Here is a 17046-nt window from a genome sequence, read left to right on the forward strand (position 1 = left end):
TCGCCGAACGTCCCAAAGTAGAAAACTGGCACTTTTCAAAAAGAGGGGATATTCAGCGCAGGATATGCTATGCGTTTGTCATAGCGTGGCTGCACTGTTTCCTCTTTTGGGTATGCCAGTACCTCTACTTTGAAACAGCGTCATGCCACGCTTTCTTTTTTGGGGTGGCGGCTAACGTGCCAAGACAGTAGGGATTTATATCACTTTAATACCTGACAATATGGAACAAATCAAAGCGCACATCGCCGTATCGCTGGACGGGCATACCGCCACGCCGGACTATGAACTGGACTGGATGCCCCGTGAGGTCAAGGAACTGGTGGCAAGGGAACACGCCGCCGCAAGCTGCCTGCTTATGGGGGCGAACACCTACAACTACATCTTTGAACACTGGGGCGGGTGGCCGCACAAAAGCAAACGGTCTTTTGTGGTGTCACACTACGACACCAACGTTACACCGGACTGCGGGGTGGAGTTCCTGACCGAAGAACCGCTGCAAAGGGTCTATGAACTGAAACAGGAAACCGACATGCTGGTGGTGGGTGGCGGCAAGCTGCTTACTTCATTGATTAAAGCCGGACTGCTGGACAGCCTGACAATCTACACCGTCCCGGTCATGGCGGGCAAAGGCATCGGTTTTGTCGGGGAAACATCCGGCTCGCTGTGGAAGCTCTCGGAAAGCAGGGTGCTGGATAACGGGGTGGTCTGTTCGACCTATCTGTTTGGCGGGAACATATAAAAAATGCGCCCGGTTTCCCTCCGGGCGCAACCACTAAAATTTCAATTATTATAAGCTGTAAAACCTATCACAATGAAATTTCAGCGGCAAAGATAAGCTATTTCTTCGGTTTCGCTTTCTTTTCGGGGAATGAAAAACCGACATTGAACTGCTCGTCCAGTACCAGCGAAGCATCGAAAGCCTTGCCGTTCTTGCCCTTGAAGCCCTTGATTAGCCCGGTCTTGCGTTTCGTCACCAGCTCGACAATCTGCTTGTCGGAAAGCTGCTTGTCGCACTTGTTGCGGAATATGGTTAGCGTGCAGTCCACGTTGGAACACTTCGCCACTTTCGGGTAGAACAGGATGCGCCCGCTGCCGCATTTCGGGCAGGGGCAGGTTTCACCAGTAGCGACAGATAGCTGCACCGATAGCAGTTCTGCGGTGATTTGCGTTGCGTACACCTCGATGCCCTTCCGGAACGTGTCGGCATCCATGCTGCCCGCTTCTATCTTGGCAAGGGCGGTTTCCCACATGCCCGTCATTTCGACATCGGCAATCTTCTTGTCCTTGACAATCCCATAAACGGCAAGCCCCTTGTCGGTAGGCACAAGGTTCTTCTTCTCACGCACGATGTACTGGCGGGCGAACAGCGTTTCGATAATCGCCGCACGGGTAGCGGGCGTGCCTATCCCGGCATCTTTCAGGCTGGCTTTCAGTTCGGCATCTTCCAGTTCCCTGCCTGCGTTCTCCATTGCCGACAACAGGCTGCTTTCCGTGTGCAGCGGTTTCGGCTTGGTCTGCTTTTCGAGCAGATCCACGCCGGAGAGTGGCAAACATTCTCCCTCTTGGAGTGGCGGCAGGCTGGCGGCTTCTTCATCCCCGCCCGTTTCCTGCTCGCCGAACACGGCACGCCACCCGGCTTCTTTCATCACAGACCCTTTCACCGTGAAGTCGGTATCTCCCCCTGACAGCAAGGCGGTGGTAACGTCTTTCACGCACTTGCCCGAAAAGGCTTCCAGCATACGCCCGGCTACCAGCTCGTAAACCGCCCGCTCGTCTTTGGAAAGTTCGCCGGGCAGGTTCTCGGTAATGATTAAGGCGTGGTGGTCGGTCACTTTGCCGTCATTCACGCTGCGGCGGTTCAGGGGTGTGCCGTCCAGCCCGGCGGCATACCCGGCAAAGCGGGAGTATTGCCCCAGCAGGGCGACACGTTCCGGCATTTCATCGAAAACGTCCTCCGGAATATAGCGGCTTCCGGTTCTTGGGTAGGACATCACTTTCTTTTCATACAGGCTTTGCGCTATGGAAAGCGTCTTGTCAGCCGAGAAGTTCAGCTTCGTGTTCGCTTCCTTTTGCAGCGTGGTAAGGTCGTACAAAAGCGGCGGTTCTTGACAGGCTTCTTTCCTCTCAACGGATTTAACCACAAGTTGCCCGGCATCCTTTACCCGTTGCAGGGCGGCTATGGCTTCGGGCTGCTGTTCCCACTTGGCGGTCGATTGGGCGGTAAAATTTATTCCCCCGCTGGCGGTCGCCGCTTTGAGTTGCCAAAACTTGGCGGGTACGAAATTCTTGTTCTCCAAATAGCGGCTGCATATCATCACGAGCGTGGGTGTCTGCACCCTGCCCAGCGAGAACACCCCCTGCCCGGCGGCAACGCTCAACGCTTGGGTGGCGTTTATCCCTATCAGCCAGTCCGCTTCGCTGCGGGACTTGGCAGAGAAGTAGAGGTTATCGTAACGCTCTCCCGGCTGCAAGTTATCCAGCCCCTCACGGATTGCCTTGTCGGTAAGGCTGCTTATCCACAGGCGCACAAATGGTTTCCGGCAGTTCAGGTAATGGAAGATATAGCGGAAGATTAACTCACCCTCACGCCCGGCATCGGTGGCGACAATAATCCGGTCGCACTGGTCGAACACTTCCTTTATCACTTTCAACTGTTTCAGAACGCCGGGGTCTGCCTTGTAACCTTTCTCCGCTTTCACCTGACGGGGGATTAGTTGGAAATCGGGCGGCAGTATGGGCAGGCTCTCCCTGCGGAAGTTCGCCACGCCGTAGGCTTCCGGCATGGCAAGCTGGATTAAGTGGCCGAACGCCCATGTCACCATATACCCGTTACCGGAAAGATAACCGTCATTACGCCCGGTCGCCCCGATGATGCGGGCGATGTCCTTTGCCACGCTGGGCTTCTCTGCTATCAATGCAATCATAATTCTTTACTTTTTAATGGTGGATATTACATTTTCATTCCTCTGGACTTCTTGGGCTTGTCCGCTTTCAGGCTCTTGTCCTGCGCCTTGTCCTGCTTCTCTTTCTGCTTGGCGGTGGGCTTGTCCTGACCCTGTTTCAACGGCTCTTTGCCCTGCTTGGTGGCTTCGTTGGTCTTGCCCCCCCGAATTGACCGCTACCTGCGTCCGGCTCTCGGCGGTGGGGGTAACGTCTTTCGGCTGCACCTTGTCGGGGGATTTGCCCTGTGCGCCGGGCTGTACGTGACCGTTGAACTCAACGCCCTTGCCGTCCTTTAGCCCGGCGACCTGCCGCTCTGCGGGCTGCTGCCACTGCTGCAAGAACTGGACGGCGGCACGGGGCAGGAACTCCAAGCCACGCTCCACCGCACTGACCTGCAAATAGGCACTGCGCTGCGTGCCGTCCCTGAATTGCAGGTTTTCCATTTTCACCGCTTGCCCGGCTTCAAAGGCGGCTTTCTGTTCCGGGCTGACTTGCACGTTACAGATTGTATCGGGGCATTTCCACTTGTCAGCCCGCATATACTCCAGTTCGTGCGTGTACCTGTCCCGGCTGACGAACACGGGGATTTGCTCGCCGCTTTTCGGGTCTTTGATTTCAGCGATGCCGCCCAAGTTGCCAGTGCCTTGCAAGTTGCCCTGTTCCTGCTTGGTGAACTCGTGTTCATGGAACGGGCGTTGCAACAGTTTTTCGTCCTGCTGCACGCCGTGTAGCTTGGGTACTACCGTGCCGTCCTTTGCCTGATAGAAAGAGAACTTGACATCGGTAGGTTTGAGGTAGAAGCCGCCCACCGTCCCCGAAACGGTGTAGGTGTTGCGGGACTTGTAGCCACGCATCACCCGGTCGAAGTCCCTCGTGTTTTTCAGGGTGTCGGCGGTGATGCCGACTTTTTTCAGGTTCTCCCAGTCGATTTTTGCAGGGTCGAAGCGGTAGCCCTGCTTGAACTCGTGGAAGTCGGGCTTCGGAACTCGAAGCATTTCAGCCCGCTTGTCACCCTCCGGTGTAGGGTTGCGGTGGTTGTCCTCGATTGCCTTTGCGTCCCGCTCCGCTTCGGAAGCCTTGACGCTGAACAGTTCCAGCCCGGAAGTGTCCTGATACTTGCGGTAGAAGTTGGAAATGAAGTTGCTGAACACATCGCTGTTCTTGTCCACCTGCATGAACTCGCCACCGTGTCCGGTAGTGGGTGGCACGGTCTGCAAATTGCCCTCCTTGTCGATACCCTTAACGGCACTCACCTTTCCCTGCTGTTTATCCAAGACCAGCAGCACGTCTTTTTCCTGCCCCTCTGCGGGCGGGGTCATTCTGTTTGCCATAAATAATTGGAATTTTAGTGGTTACGGGAATAGTCCCGCCCAAAGGTAGCGACTAAATATGCTATATTTGGACGGGCGGCAAGGACTGTCCGAATTTGTCCTGCGCTGTCTGAAATTGTCCGGGTGGGATGAAATTCTGCAACCATTGGTTGCAGAATTGAAAAGGGCATAAAAAAGAGAGCGAAGTTAATCACTCTCTTAGAGTGAGCCATTTATGAGCCATTTAATTATAGACCTTATGCCTTATAATCAACGACTTATTAAAATTTGCATTATGCTTGCGAGCCATTTGTGAAGCGTTTATGAAACGTTTGCTATTTTATCAATAGGCTAATAATGAGCTACATATCAAAATTAATACTGAAATACAGCTTATTTTTGGAACGTTTGTGAAGCGTTTGGCAAGCCTTTGATTGAGTTTCCGTTATTCTCCTATTATCAGGTGACACGACAAAAAGAAAACATCTTCGGCAAAATCTTTGTTATGTTTTTGCAGGTGATTACATAATATACTATCTTTGCATATAGAAACAAAGGACATAAATATGGCTTCATTCAGAAAAGAGATACTTGGGCAGATTGAACGGATAGATACCGGGCGTATATTCACGTTCCGGGATTTGTCGTTTGAAACGGAAAAGACCGCCAATGTTGCGGTGCTACTTTCCGAACAGAGCCGCAAAGGGGTACTGGTACGGGTTGAAAAGGGGGCGTACTACCGTCCCAAGAAATCAGTGCTGGGACTGGGAAAGCTGCCTGTCTATCAGGATGAACAGTTCCGCTACCTGACTGAAAAACTGAACGGCTATATCACTGGTGCTTACGTCTATAACAAAATGGGGCTGACCGAACAGGTAGCCACAACCATAACGATAGCCACTCCTAACCCGGTTCGCCGTTTCCGTTTCAAGAACTTGGATATAGAGTGCGTGAAAGCCTACTGCATGGTCTATCCGGATGAAAGCCTTGTCCCGTACTTGCGGCTGCTCGATGCGATAAAGGACATGAAGCGCATACCCGGAACAACCGGGCAGGACATCTACAACCGGGTCAAGAGCCAATATTTCAACGGGTACAGCCTGCCGGAACTGGAAAAAATCGTATCTTTGGCGAAAAGTTACCCGCCACGTGTCAGAAAGGTGGTGGCGGACATACTGGGCGACATCAGACAAACCGTATTGCAAACAGAAATGGCAAAGACCATTCTTCCCACGACACGGTTCAACTTGGATTATAAAACGGCATAGGACAGAAATATGAATTTACATTCGGACAAGGAAGCGTTCAAGGAAATCATCGCACTGGCGGCTGAACATTTCGGCTACGAGCAGTCGCACGTGGAAAAGGATTACTGGGTATCGAAGATACTGCGGGATATTTCCATGTCCGAATATGCGGATAAGACCTACTTCAAAGGCGGAACTTCACTTTCCAAAGCCTACGGGCTGATAGAACGTTTCTCGGAAGATTTGGACTTGTTCGTGTTCACGGGTGACAAAGGTGCGTCCAAGCAGGCGGAAAAGACATTGAACAAGAAACTTTCCAAATACATAGCCGAACTCAATAGTGACATATACAAGGAAGATTTGTCGGAAACGGGCGGTAATTACCGTAAACTGTATTTCTCGTATGACAATGTATTTCAAGGCGTGGGACTGAAAGAACATTTGGAAGTAGAGATAAAATCCTGTGACCTGCCGGACAAAAAACTGATGTTCTACCCGGCGGACAAGCGGGTTATCAAACCGATTGTGACCGCCTTTCTTGAAAGCATCGGGCAAGAGGAACTGATAAGCACCTACGGGCTGGGAAGTTTTGAAACGCAGTGTATCAACCCCCGAAAGACTATCTGCGACAAGGTTTCAAGGCTGGTAAAGCTGTCTTACAATGAGGATGCAGCCGCACTGTTGGCAAAGCATATCCGTGACGTTTACGACTTGTCGGCACTCTACCACAATCAGGAATATAACGATTACCTACATTCGGAAGATTTCTTGGATGCCATGTACCGGGTGACGATAGAGGACGGACTAAATAAAAACTCCCGTTCGCACTTGTCGCTGGCTGATGCACCGATATTCAAGGATGCCGAAGCGGTCATGGCGTTGCCCGAAGTGGCTACGGCGTACACTGCCGATTTGAAGAAACTGACTTTCGACAAAAGCAAGATGCCGCCGATAGGCAAGGCTGTGGAAGCATTGAAGAACCTGCACGAAATATTAGTGCGTTTTGAAGCCTACCGCACCAAAAAGCAAAATGAAGAACAACCGTAAAGCTACATCGGCTGTTCTTCACTCCATACATTATTATATACAGCTATTCTTCCTCCTTAATCAAGTGGCATAGCTCCGGGTCGTTTTTAATCCGGGTTATCTCGTCCTCGACAATCTGCCGGACTTCCTGACGGATGCGGTCATAGTTGGCTTGTATCTCCTCCTGCATCCGGTCGTTGCCGTCCTTGTCGGTGAAGTCGATAATCTGCGGCAACTTCACGTAACGGGCGGTTTCCCGCTTCACCTTTTCATTATCCACCACGATTTCACAGTGGAAAATCTTCTGCTCTATCCGTTCATCGAAGTTGTCCGCCACCGCACCCACGAACATACCTTGCGTGAGGTTGGATATTTTACTGGCGGGTATCAGGCTGTCCATTTGGGTGCTTATCGAGGTGGATTTCTCCCGTTGGTTGATTGTCATGCTCTGCCTTTTCTGCAAAACCTTACCGAAACGCTCGGAAAGGATTTTCGCCGTTTCACCGACTACCTGACCGCTGAACACGTTACCCACCGTATTTTGTATCACACGGCTTTCCTTGTCCCCGTAATCACGGGTAAGCTGGCTGTAATCTTGAAAGCCCAGCAGAACCGCAACCTTGTTGCTTCGGGCGGTGGCAATCAAATTATCAAGCCCACGAAAATATATAGTCGGTAATTCATCTATTATCACTGAACTTTTAAGCTGACCTTTCTTGTTTATCAGCTTCACTATTCTACTGTTATATAATCCCAGTGCCGCCGAATAGATGTTCTGACGGTCGGGATTGTTGCCGACAACCAAGATTTTAGGCTCTTTCGGGTTGTTGATGTCCAGCGAGAAATCATCACCTGTCATTACCCAGTAAAGAGCGGGTGAAATCATCCTTGAAAGCGGGATTTTCGCACTTGCTATTTGACCCTGCAACTGCTCTTGAGCGTCTGATTCCCAAGCATCCACGAACGGGGAAAGGTAGTTTTCCAGTTCGGGATAACTGCGCAAAATAGTGAATACATCGGCGTATTTCTTGTTCAATAGTTCAATGGCATGGGGGAACGTGCAATACTTCCCGCCCTGATAGATACGCAAGTACCAAATAATGGCTGCAAGTAGGATAATCGGGCTTTCCACGAAGAAATCGCCCTGCTTGCTTATCCAAGAGCGGTTAAGGTTAAGCATAATCGTGTAGCTGGCTTCGTAGGCATCCGCAATGTCCGACATGAAGCTGGCGTTTATCGGGTTGCATCGGTGGCTCTTGCGGGGGTCATCAAAATTGATAATGTAGAATTTAGGCTTTACCTTATACCCGTCCAAGTGGTTAAGCAAATGATTATAAGCGATTTCCGATAAATCGGGAAACTTATAATCATAGCAGTAAAGCGCAAAACCTTTCTCGATTTGCTGTTTTATGTAACCGTTTACCACCGCATACGATTTGCCACTACCCGGCGTACCCAACACAAGGCTGGCACGGAACGGGTTCACGACATTTATCCAGCCGTTATTCCATTTCTTCTTATAGTAGAACCGGGTAGGCAGATTTACGGAATACTCGTTCTCGATAAGCCTTGTTTCCTGCTGGAAACTTTCGTTCTCTGTATTAAAGACATCATCCATTAGGTTGTTCTTCAACAGCCGGGACATCCATGTACCCGCCATGAGCATACAGATATAGCCCGCCGACAGCGTGGCGATATAAAACACGGCATCCGCCGTGTGTGGCAGCGGAAGTTCCAGCAACCACCAGTTCAGGAAAAACAACACGACACCCGCCGCAAGACTGCAATGTATCTTCGCCCACGTTATCTTTTCCTCTTTCACGCCCTTAGTGCCGATGCACGACAGGGCGAGGAACACCACCGAAAATAGTTTTGTCCAAAGGACGGACGAGAACAGCCCGGTGGTGCGCTGGAAGTTCCACAGTATCTTGTCTATCACTTCAAACGTCACTCCCCACTCTTTCAGGGTGGAGTAACAGAACCAGTACACGTTTATTCCCACGAATAGAATACTGACAGCCCGCATAAAGTCCATGACCCGTGCAAGCCCTCTCAAATCATCTTCCTGTTGCATGATTGTAATGTTTTTTTAAGTTAGTCAATGCGCCTTGTGCGCTTCTTTTTCTTCTTTCTCTTTTGGCGGGCGGTGTCCTGCGGATCGTCACCGCCTGATGCACCGCCGCCCAACAAACCGCCGAAAGCACCCAGCACGGAAGCCACGCCCGGAACGATGTCGGATTTTGGCATGAACCCCGGTTGTTCCTGATGCGTGGGCTGGTCTTGCTGCGGTGCTGACACTTCGGGCTGGTGCATCTTTCCGGTTTCGCCCGAAAAACGTTCGTTGAACACGTTCGCCGAATACTCCTTGCCCAAGCGTGAACCGTTCAGCACCACCCGGCTGTCGTCGTCGATGAACGTAACGCCATAGATGCGCCCGCTGTCATTCTGACGGAATACCACGTCAATGCCCTGCTTCTTTAGCTGTTGTTCCAGTTCCTTGCGGCTGCGGGTAGTCTGCATGGCAGTGGCTACAATCTTCCGGGTGCGCTCTTTCAGTTTCCCGTTCCTGATTGCTTCGCCCGATTTCTCCATTCTGCGCTGCACCGCTTCATAACCCACCGACTTGCCGATGCGGGAAGCCTTTACCGGGTTGCCCGCCTTTTCTCCCTTGTCGTTCATGGCGGAATAGACAATGCCCTGATAGGGCTTGCCGTTCACTTCACCCTTGACTTCCTCGGCGCACACGTTGTAAGCGGCAAGCAAAGCCTTGTACTCCCCGAACGACTGGAAGCGGTAGCCATAGCAAGCCGCTTTCACGGTATTGCCGATTTGGTGCTTCACGTCCCCGGCGGCATAGTCCACCTTTTTAAGTTCCGGGCGTTCGGCACGTTCCTTTCGCTCTGCCGGGTGCAGCCCGTATTTCTTTTCCAGCTCACGGGTGATTTGCTTGCTGCGCCGATGCTCGAACCTGTCATTCAGCGGCTTGCCGTTCTCGTCCACTCGCAACCCCACGATGTGGATGTGGTGGCGGTCGATGTCGGTATGCTTGTACACCAAATAGGGCTGGTCGCCATAGCCCAATTTCCGCATATACTCTTTGGCAATGTCGGAAAGCAGCTGGTCGGTCAGCACGTCTTCCGGGTGCGGGTTTATGGAAATATGAAGTATCGGCTTCTTGGTGGATAGCTGGACGGGCATCTGCATTTCAAAGCTGCGCATACACTCGCCGATAGAGAAATTCCCGTCCTCGCTCAACAGCATCCGGTTGGAGAAAAGCACCTTTGCTTCCCCGCTGTCCACCTTGTTTTGGTTGTACGCCAGTGCGCCGAACATATTGCCGCCCGTGCTTATTTTGGCAACCATAGTTCCTTGCACTCGTTTGTCAGGTCGATAACCTGACGGTTCAACACAGCCAGTTCGGTGGTCGCTTTCTCCAGTTTATAGAGAAAAGCCAGTGCCTTTTTCTCCGAAAAGTTGCTGTGCAACGCCTTTACGACTTGGTTGTAATTGACCGCTACCGCTCTGAATTGGGCGTAAAATTCGGTCAGCCGGGCGCAATACTCGACCGCCGATTTGTCCACTTTCACCACCCGGAACGGCTCGCCGAACAACCGGGCGGCGATGAAACGGGACTTGCTCGTGACGCCCGACTGCTCCCATTGCGAGAGGAAGCGGGCATTCTCCCGGTCGTTCAGGTAAAGGACATGGCGATGCTTCGCCGGGTCTGCGAGGGCGGGGCGACCGCCCTTGTTAGGTTTTCTTGTTTCCATGCTTCTTTGGATTAAAAAATTACGACTTCGGAGTGATTTTTACCCCCGCAAGGGGCAAGGCGTTTTCAGGCACGGAAAACGGTTTTGTAGCATACAAAACACACCTTGCTATTTTCTGACGAAAATCGAAATCCGTCACGGACGGATTGGGGTCAGCGTGGAACGGTAAGCCCAGCCATTCACCAGCCCTGTTTTACACCTGCGCCCCCTGCGGTTCGTTACTCCGCTGCAAAGTAACGGTGATTTATAATGCTGTAAAATAGGTGGTTGGTGGACAAAACGGGACAGCGCAGGACAAATCGGGACAAGGTTTTCAGGGGACGTTTTTTCTCCCTTTTTTTGCATCGGATTTCAAGATTGAAAGCAAGATTGAAAGAAATATTCCAATCAGGAAAGAATGATTGAAAGCATGATTTCAAGAAAACGTGATTGCAGGATTTCAATATTTCAAGAAAGAATGAAAGCAGGAAAACAAGATTGAAATAAAACAGTCTTTCAATATTTCAAGATTGCAATATGGAATGAATGATTGAAAGCAATAAATAAATCTATCAACCAATAATGAACGGAAGCAATATGGAAAACGAGAAAACACCCCTTTATGTCGCCTTTTCCACCCAAAAGGGCGGGGTCGGCAAAACCACCTTTACCGTGCTGGCGGCGAGTTACCTCTATTACCTCAAAGGCTACGATGTGGCGGTGGTCGATTGCGACTACCCGCAACACTCCATTGCCGGGATGCGAAAGCGGGATGCCGAGCAGGTCGGGGCGGATGAAGATTACAAGCGAATGGCGTATGAGCAGTTCACCCGGCTGGGGAAGAAAGCCTACCCGGTATTGTGCAGTTCACCTGAAAAGGCGATTGCAACGGCTGACGAACATATAGCCGCCGGACACGTGCCGGATATAGTGTTTTTCGACCTGCCCGGCACGGTGAACAGCGAGGGCGTGATAAACTCCCTCGCGGGCATGGACTACATTTTCACCCCCATTTCAGCCGACAAGGTGGTGCTGGAAAGCAGCCTGTCGTTCGCAATGGCTATCCAAAAGTTATTGGTGAGGAATGAAGCCTGCCGACTTGCCGGGCTGTACCTCTTTTGGAACATGGTGGACGGTAGGGAGAAAACAGACCTTTACACCGCCTACGACAAGACCATTAAGGAACTGGAACTGCCGCTGATGAAAACCTTTATCCCCGATACCAAACGCTACAAAAAGGAACTGGTGGCGGATAAAAAGGCGGTGTTCCGCTCCACGCTCTTTCCCGCCAGCCGCCCGCTGGTAAGGGGAAGCAACTTGGAAGAACTGATAACCGAAATAGTGTACTACATCAAATTAAAATGATATGGCAAAGCAAAGCGGCGGGATGCCGAAGATAGACGAGGATTTCATGAAAGAGCTTATCTCGCAGGGTGTTCCCAGTAAAGAAGATAATAAACCGAATGATGCACCACATACCAATCTTGCATCACAAGTTACCCAAGAGGAACAGCAGACGGAAACGGTGCGGGTGGAGAAAACGACAAACCGCAAGCGCAAGGGCGGCACGGGCGACTACCGGGAAACCTATTTTCAGAAAGTGGAACTGGCAGACCGACAGCCCTTGTACGTGAGCCGTACCACGCACGAGAAGCTGATGCGTATCGTGACAGTGATAGGCGGGCGCAAGGTGACGGTAAGCAGCTACGTGGAAAACATTCTGCTGCGGCACTTCGAGCAGTACCAAGACGAGATAAACACCCTGTACGAAAGCCACTTCCAAAAGCCTGTCTGACTATGGTAATCTATTGCATACTTACCGGGCTTTTGGTGTACTATATCGCCCTATGGCTGTGGTATCGCTACACGGACAGCCGGACATCACCGGGCAGAACAGATGATGCGCCACTCCCACGAAACGGGGTTTCGGGCTACACGCTGATAGGTGAAAGCCGATACAAGGGCGGACTAATCGAGACAGCGCAGGACAAATCGGGACACATCCCGCAAGCGGCTGAAAATGATACTATTTTTGCGCCGCAGGCTGACGGACAGCCGGAAGAAAACATTCCGGAAACAGCAGCCGAAGCGGAAGAAACGCCCGGTTACGAGAATGACGAACCCGACTACGAGGACGAGGAAATAGCCGGGTACATGGACGGTGACGATGATACCGGGCGGGCTACGGGCGTGAGCTTCGATGAACTGGGCGAAGCGGTACGCACGGCGAACGCCGACAACCCCACCGAAGCGGAGAAACGGCAAGCAGCCGGGACACTGGCAAGCATTGAGGGGACGAACCTCTACGATGCGGTGGTGGAGAACATCAACGGCGGGCTGGCAAAGGTGGCGGAACTGCTGGGACGCAACGAAGCGGAACTGGCTACGGCTGCTGTCCCTGCCGGAACTGGCGATACAAGCGAGGAACACGAAGCGTTCGACATGAACGATTTCCTATAATATAATAATGTATAAGCCTGACAGCATGAAACAACGGGATTACGGTTGATTGGCAACCTGAAAACCAAACAGACAAACGGGACTATCCCCGACCACTAAAATTTCAAATTATTCACCAGCCGGGAAAGGCGGACTATCCACCCGCCGCCCGGCATTAAAAACAAATCACAATGAGAAAGAAAATCTTCTTGTCGGCGGCTATACTTGCCGCCGTGGTAAGTGCCTACGCACAAGGAAACGGGCAGGCGGGCATCACCGAAGCCACGAACCTAATCACCGGGTATTTTGACCCCGGAACAAAACTGGTGTACGCAATCGGGGCGGTCTGCGGCTTGATTGGCGGGGTAAAAGTATATAACAAGTTCTCAAGCGGCGACCCCGACACCTCAAAGACCGCCGCCAGTTGGTTCGGGGCGTGCATCTTCCTGATTGTCGCCGCCACTATCCTGCGTTCGTTCTTCCTCTAAAAAGGCGGTAATGTCTGAATATCCGGTAAACAGGGGTATCGGGAAGCCGGTGGAGTTCAAGGGGCTGAAAAGCCAGTACCTCTTTATCTTTTGCGGCGGCTTGCTCGCCGTCTTCGTGGTGTTCATCATCCTGTTCATGGCAGGCGTGAACCAGTGGCTATGTATCGGTTTCATCGTGTCGGCTTCGCTGCTGCTCGTGTGGCAGACGTTCCGGCTCAACGCCAAGTACGGCACGCACGGGCTGATGAAAGCTGCCGCACGCAAAAGACACCCACGCTTCATTATCAGCCGAAAGGCGATACCCCGGCTGTTCAACTACAAAAGAAGAAAGGAAGAAAGAACATGAGGAATATGTTAAAGGCTACCACGCTGGAAAGGAAATTTCCCCTTTTGGCGGTGGAGAACGGCTGCATCATATCAAAGGATGCAGACCTGACGGTGGCTTTCAGGGTGGAACTGCCCGAACTGTTCACCGTCACCAGTGCCGAGTACGAAGCCATACATTCGGCGTGGTACAAGGCGGTCAAGGTGCTGCCCGACTACTCCATAGTACACAAGCAGGACTTCTTCATCAAGGAGAACTACCAGCCCGACACCGAAAGGGACGAGCTTAGTTTTTTAAGCCGCTCCTTTGAACGGCACTTCAATGAACGCCCGTTCCTGAACCATTACTGCTACCTGTTCCTGACGAAAACGACAAGGGAGAGAAGCCGCCGACAGAGCGACTTCTCCACCCTTTGCCGGGGAAGGATTGTACCGCAGGAGATAGCCGACAAGGAAGCGGCGGCAAAGTTCATCGAAGCGGTCGGGCAGTTTGACAGGATTATGAACGACAGCGGGTTTGTCACCCTTACCCGGCTGGCGGCATCGGAAATCACCGGGCAGGACGGAAAGGCGGGCATCATCGAGAAATACTTCTCGCTCTCGCAAACCGACACTACTTGCCTGAAAGACATCGGGCTGTACCCGGAAGAAATGCGGGTCGGGGACGATATACTGTGCCTGCACACGCTTTCAGACGTGGAAGATTTGCCCGGAAAGGTCGGGACGGACTGCCGATTTGAGAAGCTGTCCACAGACAGAAGCGATTGCAGATTAAGTTTTGCCGCCCCGGTGGGCGTGCTGTTGTCGTGTAACCACATCTATAACCAGTTCATCTTCATAGACGACCACGCCGAAAACCTGAAGAACTTCGAGCAGACCGCCCGGAATATGCAATCGCTCTCCCGCTACTCCCGTGCCAACCAAGTGAACAAGGAGTGGATAGACGAGTACCTGAACGAAGCGCACAGCAAGGGGCTTATTTCGGTACGCTGCCACTGCAACGTCATGGCATGGAGTGACGATAGGGACGAACTCAAACGCATACGCAACGATGTGGGAAGCCAGCTTGCGCTAATGGAGTGCAAGCCACGCCACAACACCACCGACACGCCCACGCTCTTTTGGGCGGGCATACCCGGCAACGAGGCGGACTTCCCCGCAGAGGAAAGTTTCTACACGTTCTTGGGGCAGGCTCTCTGCCTGTTCGTGGAAGAAACGAACTACAAGAGTTCGCTTTCGCCGTTCGGCATCAAAATGGTGGACAGGGTAAGCGGTCGCCCGCTGCACATCGACATATCGGATTTGCCCATGAAGAAAGGCATCACGACCAACAGAAACAAGTTCATACTTGGGCCGAGCGGGTCGGGTAAGTCCTTCTTTACCAACCACATGGTGCGCCAGTATTACGAACAGGGTGCGCACGTGCTGCTGGTCGATACGGGTAACAGTTACTTGGGGCTGTCCCAGCTTATCCACAACCGCACGCACGGCGAGGACGGGATTTATTTCACCTACACCAACGAGAACCCGATAGCGTTCAACCCGTTCTATGTCGAAGACGGGGTATTTGACATCGAGAAGAAAGAGAGTATCAAGACCCTGATACTCACCCTGTGGAAGCGGGACGATGAAGCCCCCAAACGGTCGGAAGAAGTGGCGTTGTCCAATGCGGTAAGTGCCTATATCGACCTGATAGGCAAAGACAGTTCGGTAACGCCCTGCTTCAACACGTTCTACGAGTTTGTCCGGGATGATTACCGCCGACAGCTTGAACAGAAGAACGTCAGGGAAAAGGATTTTGACATTGACAATTTCCTGAACGTGCTTGAACCGTACTATCGTGGCGGTGAGTACGACTACCTGCTGAACTCCAACAAGGAACTGGATTTGCTGCATAAACGCTTCATTGTCTTTGAGTTGGATAACATCAAAGACCACAAGATTTTATTCCCGGTAACGACTATCATCATCATGGAAGCCTTTATAAACAAGATGCGCAAGTTAAAGGGGATAAGGAAGTTAATACTAATCGAGGAAGCGTGGAAAGCGATTGCATCGGCGAACATGGCGGACTACATAAAATATTTGTACAAAACCGTCCGAAAGTATTTCGGGGAAGCGATTGTAGTCACGCAAGAGGTAGAGGATATTATTTCTTCCCCTATCGTGAAAGAAAGTATCATCAATAACTCGGACTGCAAAATATTGTTAGACCAGCGAAAATATCTCAACAAGTTCGACAGCATACAGAACCTCTTGGGACTGACCGACAAGGAGCGTTCGCAGATATTGTCTATCAACATGGCGAACCACCCCGGACGGAAGTACAAGGAAGTGTTCTTCTCGCTGGGCGGCACACAATCGGCGGTATATGCCACGGAAGTTTCATTGGAAGAATATTACACGTACACGACCGAGGAAAGCGAGAAAATGGAACTGTTCGCCCTCGCCGACAAGCTGGGCGGCAACCTTGAACTGGCTATCAAGCGGCTTGCAGAAAGCAAAAGAAATCCCCAATCATCAACAACTTAAAAATTAGGAATATGAAATGGATTGACAATCTGATATACACGCTATTGTCCGCCTGCCTGCTGGCGGGCTGCGAGGACAGCGGAAGCAAGGAGCTGGAAAGGATGCAGGGCTATTGGGTACACGTCAAGGGACACCCGGCTTTCACACTCTCGGAAACGGGCGGCAGATACACCGTCACCCGGAAAGCGAATGTCAGGGGCAGAATACTGGAAACGGCTTACCCGGTAACAGAACGGAACGGCTGCCTGTTCATCGAAACGGGCTTCCGCATACAGTTCACCTATGACAAAAAGACCGACCGGATAACGCTCATGCCCGGCGGCGAATACAAACGAGTTACAAACCCTGAAAACAAAAGATAATGAAAAGAACAATTCTCCTTATGGCGGTATGCCTTTGCTTCATCGGCAAGGCATCCGCACAGTGGGTGGTGTCAGACCCCGGCAACTTGGCGCAGGGCATCATCAACACCACCAAGCAGATAGTGCAGACTTCCACCACTGCCAAGAACACGCTGGACGGCTTCATGGAAGCGCAGAAGATTTTCCAGCAGGGTAAAAAATATTACGATGCGCTCAAAGCGGTACACGATGTTGTCAAGGGCGGCATCAAGGTGAAGAAGTCCATTGAGCTGGTGGCGGAAATATCCGAAATCTACGTGCGAAACTATCAGAACATGCTGGCAGACCCGAACTACACGCCGGATGAACTCACCGCCATTTCAGCCGGGTACGCCAAGCTGCTCTCCGAAAGTGCGGACGTGTTGCAGGACTTGAAGAATGTAGTGAACGTGACGGGCATGTCGCTGACGGATGCCGAAAGGCTGGCGGTAATCAACAACGCCTATAAAAGCCTGCTCAACTACCGCAACCTCGTGAACTACTACACCCGAAAGAACATATCCGTGTCCTACCTGCGGGCGAAGAAGAAGAACGACACCGACCGGGTGCTGGCTCTCTACGGCTCGGCGGATGAACGCTACTGGTAA

At 51.7% G+C, this 17046-nt stretch carries 15 protein-coding genes and 1 pseudogene; 11 read left to right on the forward strand and 5 right to left on the reverse strand.

The window, feature by feature from the left end; translation table 11 throughout:
* The first annotated feature begins 220 nt into the window (after positions 1-220).
* On the forward strand, positions 221-739 hold the full coding sequence (locus HMPREF1532_RS02125) for a dihydrofolate reductase family protein (protein WP_005924160.1): 519 nt from the start codon (positions 221-223) through the stop codon (positions 737-739).
* A 97-nt stretch (positions 740-836) separates the two neighbouring features.
* Here HMPREF1532_RS02125 and HMPREF1532_RS02130 read toward each other — a convergent pair whose 3' ends face one another.
* Positions 837-2924 carry a type IA DNA topoisomerase gene (locus tag HMPREF1532_RS02130; RefSeq protein ID WP_005924167.1) on the reverse strand — a complete coding sequence of 696 codons (2088 nt, stop codon included), beginning with the start codon at positions 2922-2924 and terminating at the stop codon, positions 837-839.
* A 26-nt stretch (positions 2925-2950) separates the two neighbouring features.
* Positions 2951-4274, reverse strand: a pseudogene (locus HMPREF1532_RS02135) (DUF3945 domain-containing protein).
* A gap of 545 nt (positions 4275-4819) precedes the next feature.
* Between HMPREF1532_RS02135 and HMPREF1532_RS02140 the strand changes: the two are divergent.
* Entirely contained in the window at positions 4820-5521 is a 702-nt protein-coding gene (locus tag HMPREF1532_RS02140; protein WP_005924175.1) for a DUF6088 family protein, read from the forward strand.
* Positions 5522-5530: 9 nt separating this feature from the next.
* Complete coding sequence (locus HMPREF1532_RS02145; protein ID WP_005924177.1) at positions 5531-6547, forward strand: nucleotidyl transferase AbiEii/AbiGii toxin family protein; 1017 nt, start codon at positions 5531-5533, stop codon at positions 6545-6547.
* A gap of 43 nt (positions 6548-6590) precedes the next feature.
* On the opposite strand, the gene mobC is transcribed toward HMPREF1532_RS02145, so the two are convergent.
* The 3 genes from mobC to mobA are packed head-to-tail and all read right to left on the reverse strand — an operon-like array spanning position 6591 to position 10296.
* Positions 6591-8600 (reverse strand): conjugal transfer protein MobC, encoded by a 2010-nt coding sequence (gene mobC / locus HMPREF1532_RS02150; RefSeq protein WP_005924178.1) that lies wholly within the window; start codon positions 8598-8600, stop codon positions 6591-6593.
* A gap of 20 nt (positions 8601-8620) precedes the next feature.
* Positions 8621-9889 (reverse strand): conjugal transfer protein MobB, encoded by a 1269-nt coding sequence (gene mobB / locus HMPREF1532_RS02155; protein WP_025819237.1) that lies wholly within the window; start codon positions 9887-9889, stop codon positions 8621-8623.
* A complete protein-coding gene (gene mobA, locus HMPREF1532_RS02160; RefSeq protein WP_005924185.1) occupies positions 9874-10296 on the reverse strand; it encodes a conjugal transfer protein MobA in 423 nt (140 codons plus the stop codon). The genes mobB and mobA overlap by 16 nt, the downstream gene beginning before the upstream one ends.
* Before the next feature lie 561 nt (positions 10297-10857).
* Here mobA and HMPREF1532_RS02165 point away from each other — a divergent pair.
* From HMPREF1532_RS02165 to HMPREF1532_RS02200, 8 genes are all read left to right on the forward strand, one after another.
* A complete protein-coding gene (locus tag HMPREF1532_RS02165) occupies positions 10858-11640 on the forward strand; it encodes a ParA family protein (RefSeq protein WP_005924189.1) in 783 nt (260 codons plus the stop codon).
* A 1-nt stretch (position 11641) separates the two neighbouring features.
* Positions 11642-12070, forward strand: coding sequence for a DUF3408 domain-containing protein (locus HMPREF1532_RS02170; protein WP_005924192.1), 429 nt, complete (start codon positions 11642-11644; stop codon positions 12068-12070).
* A gap of 2 nt (positions 12071-12072) precedes the next feature.
* Complete coding sequence (locus HMPREF1532_RS02175; protein ID WP_005924195.1) at positions 12073-12735, forward strand: hypothetical protein; 663 nt, start codon at positions 12073-12075, stop codon at positions 12733-12735.
* Positions 12736-12905: 170 nt separating this feature from the next.
* Positions 12906-13202: a DUF4134 domain-containing protein gene (locus HMPREF1532_RS02180; RefSeq protein WP_004308755.1), complete on the forward strand. Its 297-nt coding sequence runs from the start codon at positions 12906-12908 to the stop codon at positions 13200-13202.
* 10 nt (positions 13203-13212) lie between these two features.
* Positions 13213-13548, forward strand: coding sequence for a DUF4133 domain-containing protein (locus HMPREF1532_RS02185; RefSeq protein WP_005924198.1), 336 nt, complete (start codon positions 13213-13215; stop codon positions 13546-13548).
* Complete coding sequence (locus HMPREF1532_RS02190; protein ID WP_005924201.1) at positions 13545-16058, forward strand: TraG family conjugative transposon ATPase; 2514 nt, start codon at positions 13545-13547, stop codon at positions 16056-16058. Before HMPREF1532_RS02185 ends, HMPREF1532_RS02190 begins: the two co-directional genes overlap by 4 nt.
* Before the next feature lie 11 nt (positions 16059-16069).
* Positions 16070-16420 (forward strand): DUF3876 domain-containing protein, encoded by a 351-nt coding sequence (locus HMPREF1532_RS02195; protein ID WP_005924203.1) that lies wholly within the window; start codon positions 16070-16072, stop codon positions 16418-16420.
* On the forward strand, positions 16420-17046 hold the full coding sequence (locus tag HMPREF1532_RS02200) for a DUF4141 domain-containing protein (protein ID WP_008648479.1): 627 nt from the start codon (positions 16420-16422) through the stop codon (positions 17044-17046). Before HMPREF1532_RS02195 ends, HMPREF1532_RS02200 begins: the two co-directional genes overlap by 1 nt.

This window comes from Bacteroides salyersiae WAL 10018 = DSM 18765 = JCM 12988 (assembly GCF_000381365.1).
In the GTDB taxonomy this organism is placed as follows: Bacteria; Bacteroidota; Bacteroidia; order Bacteroidales; family Bacteroidaceae; genus Bacteroides; species Bacteroides salyersiae.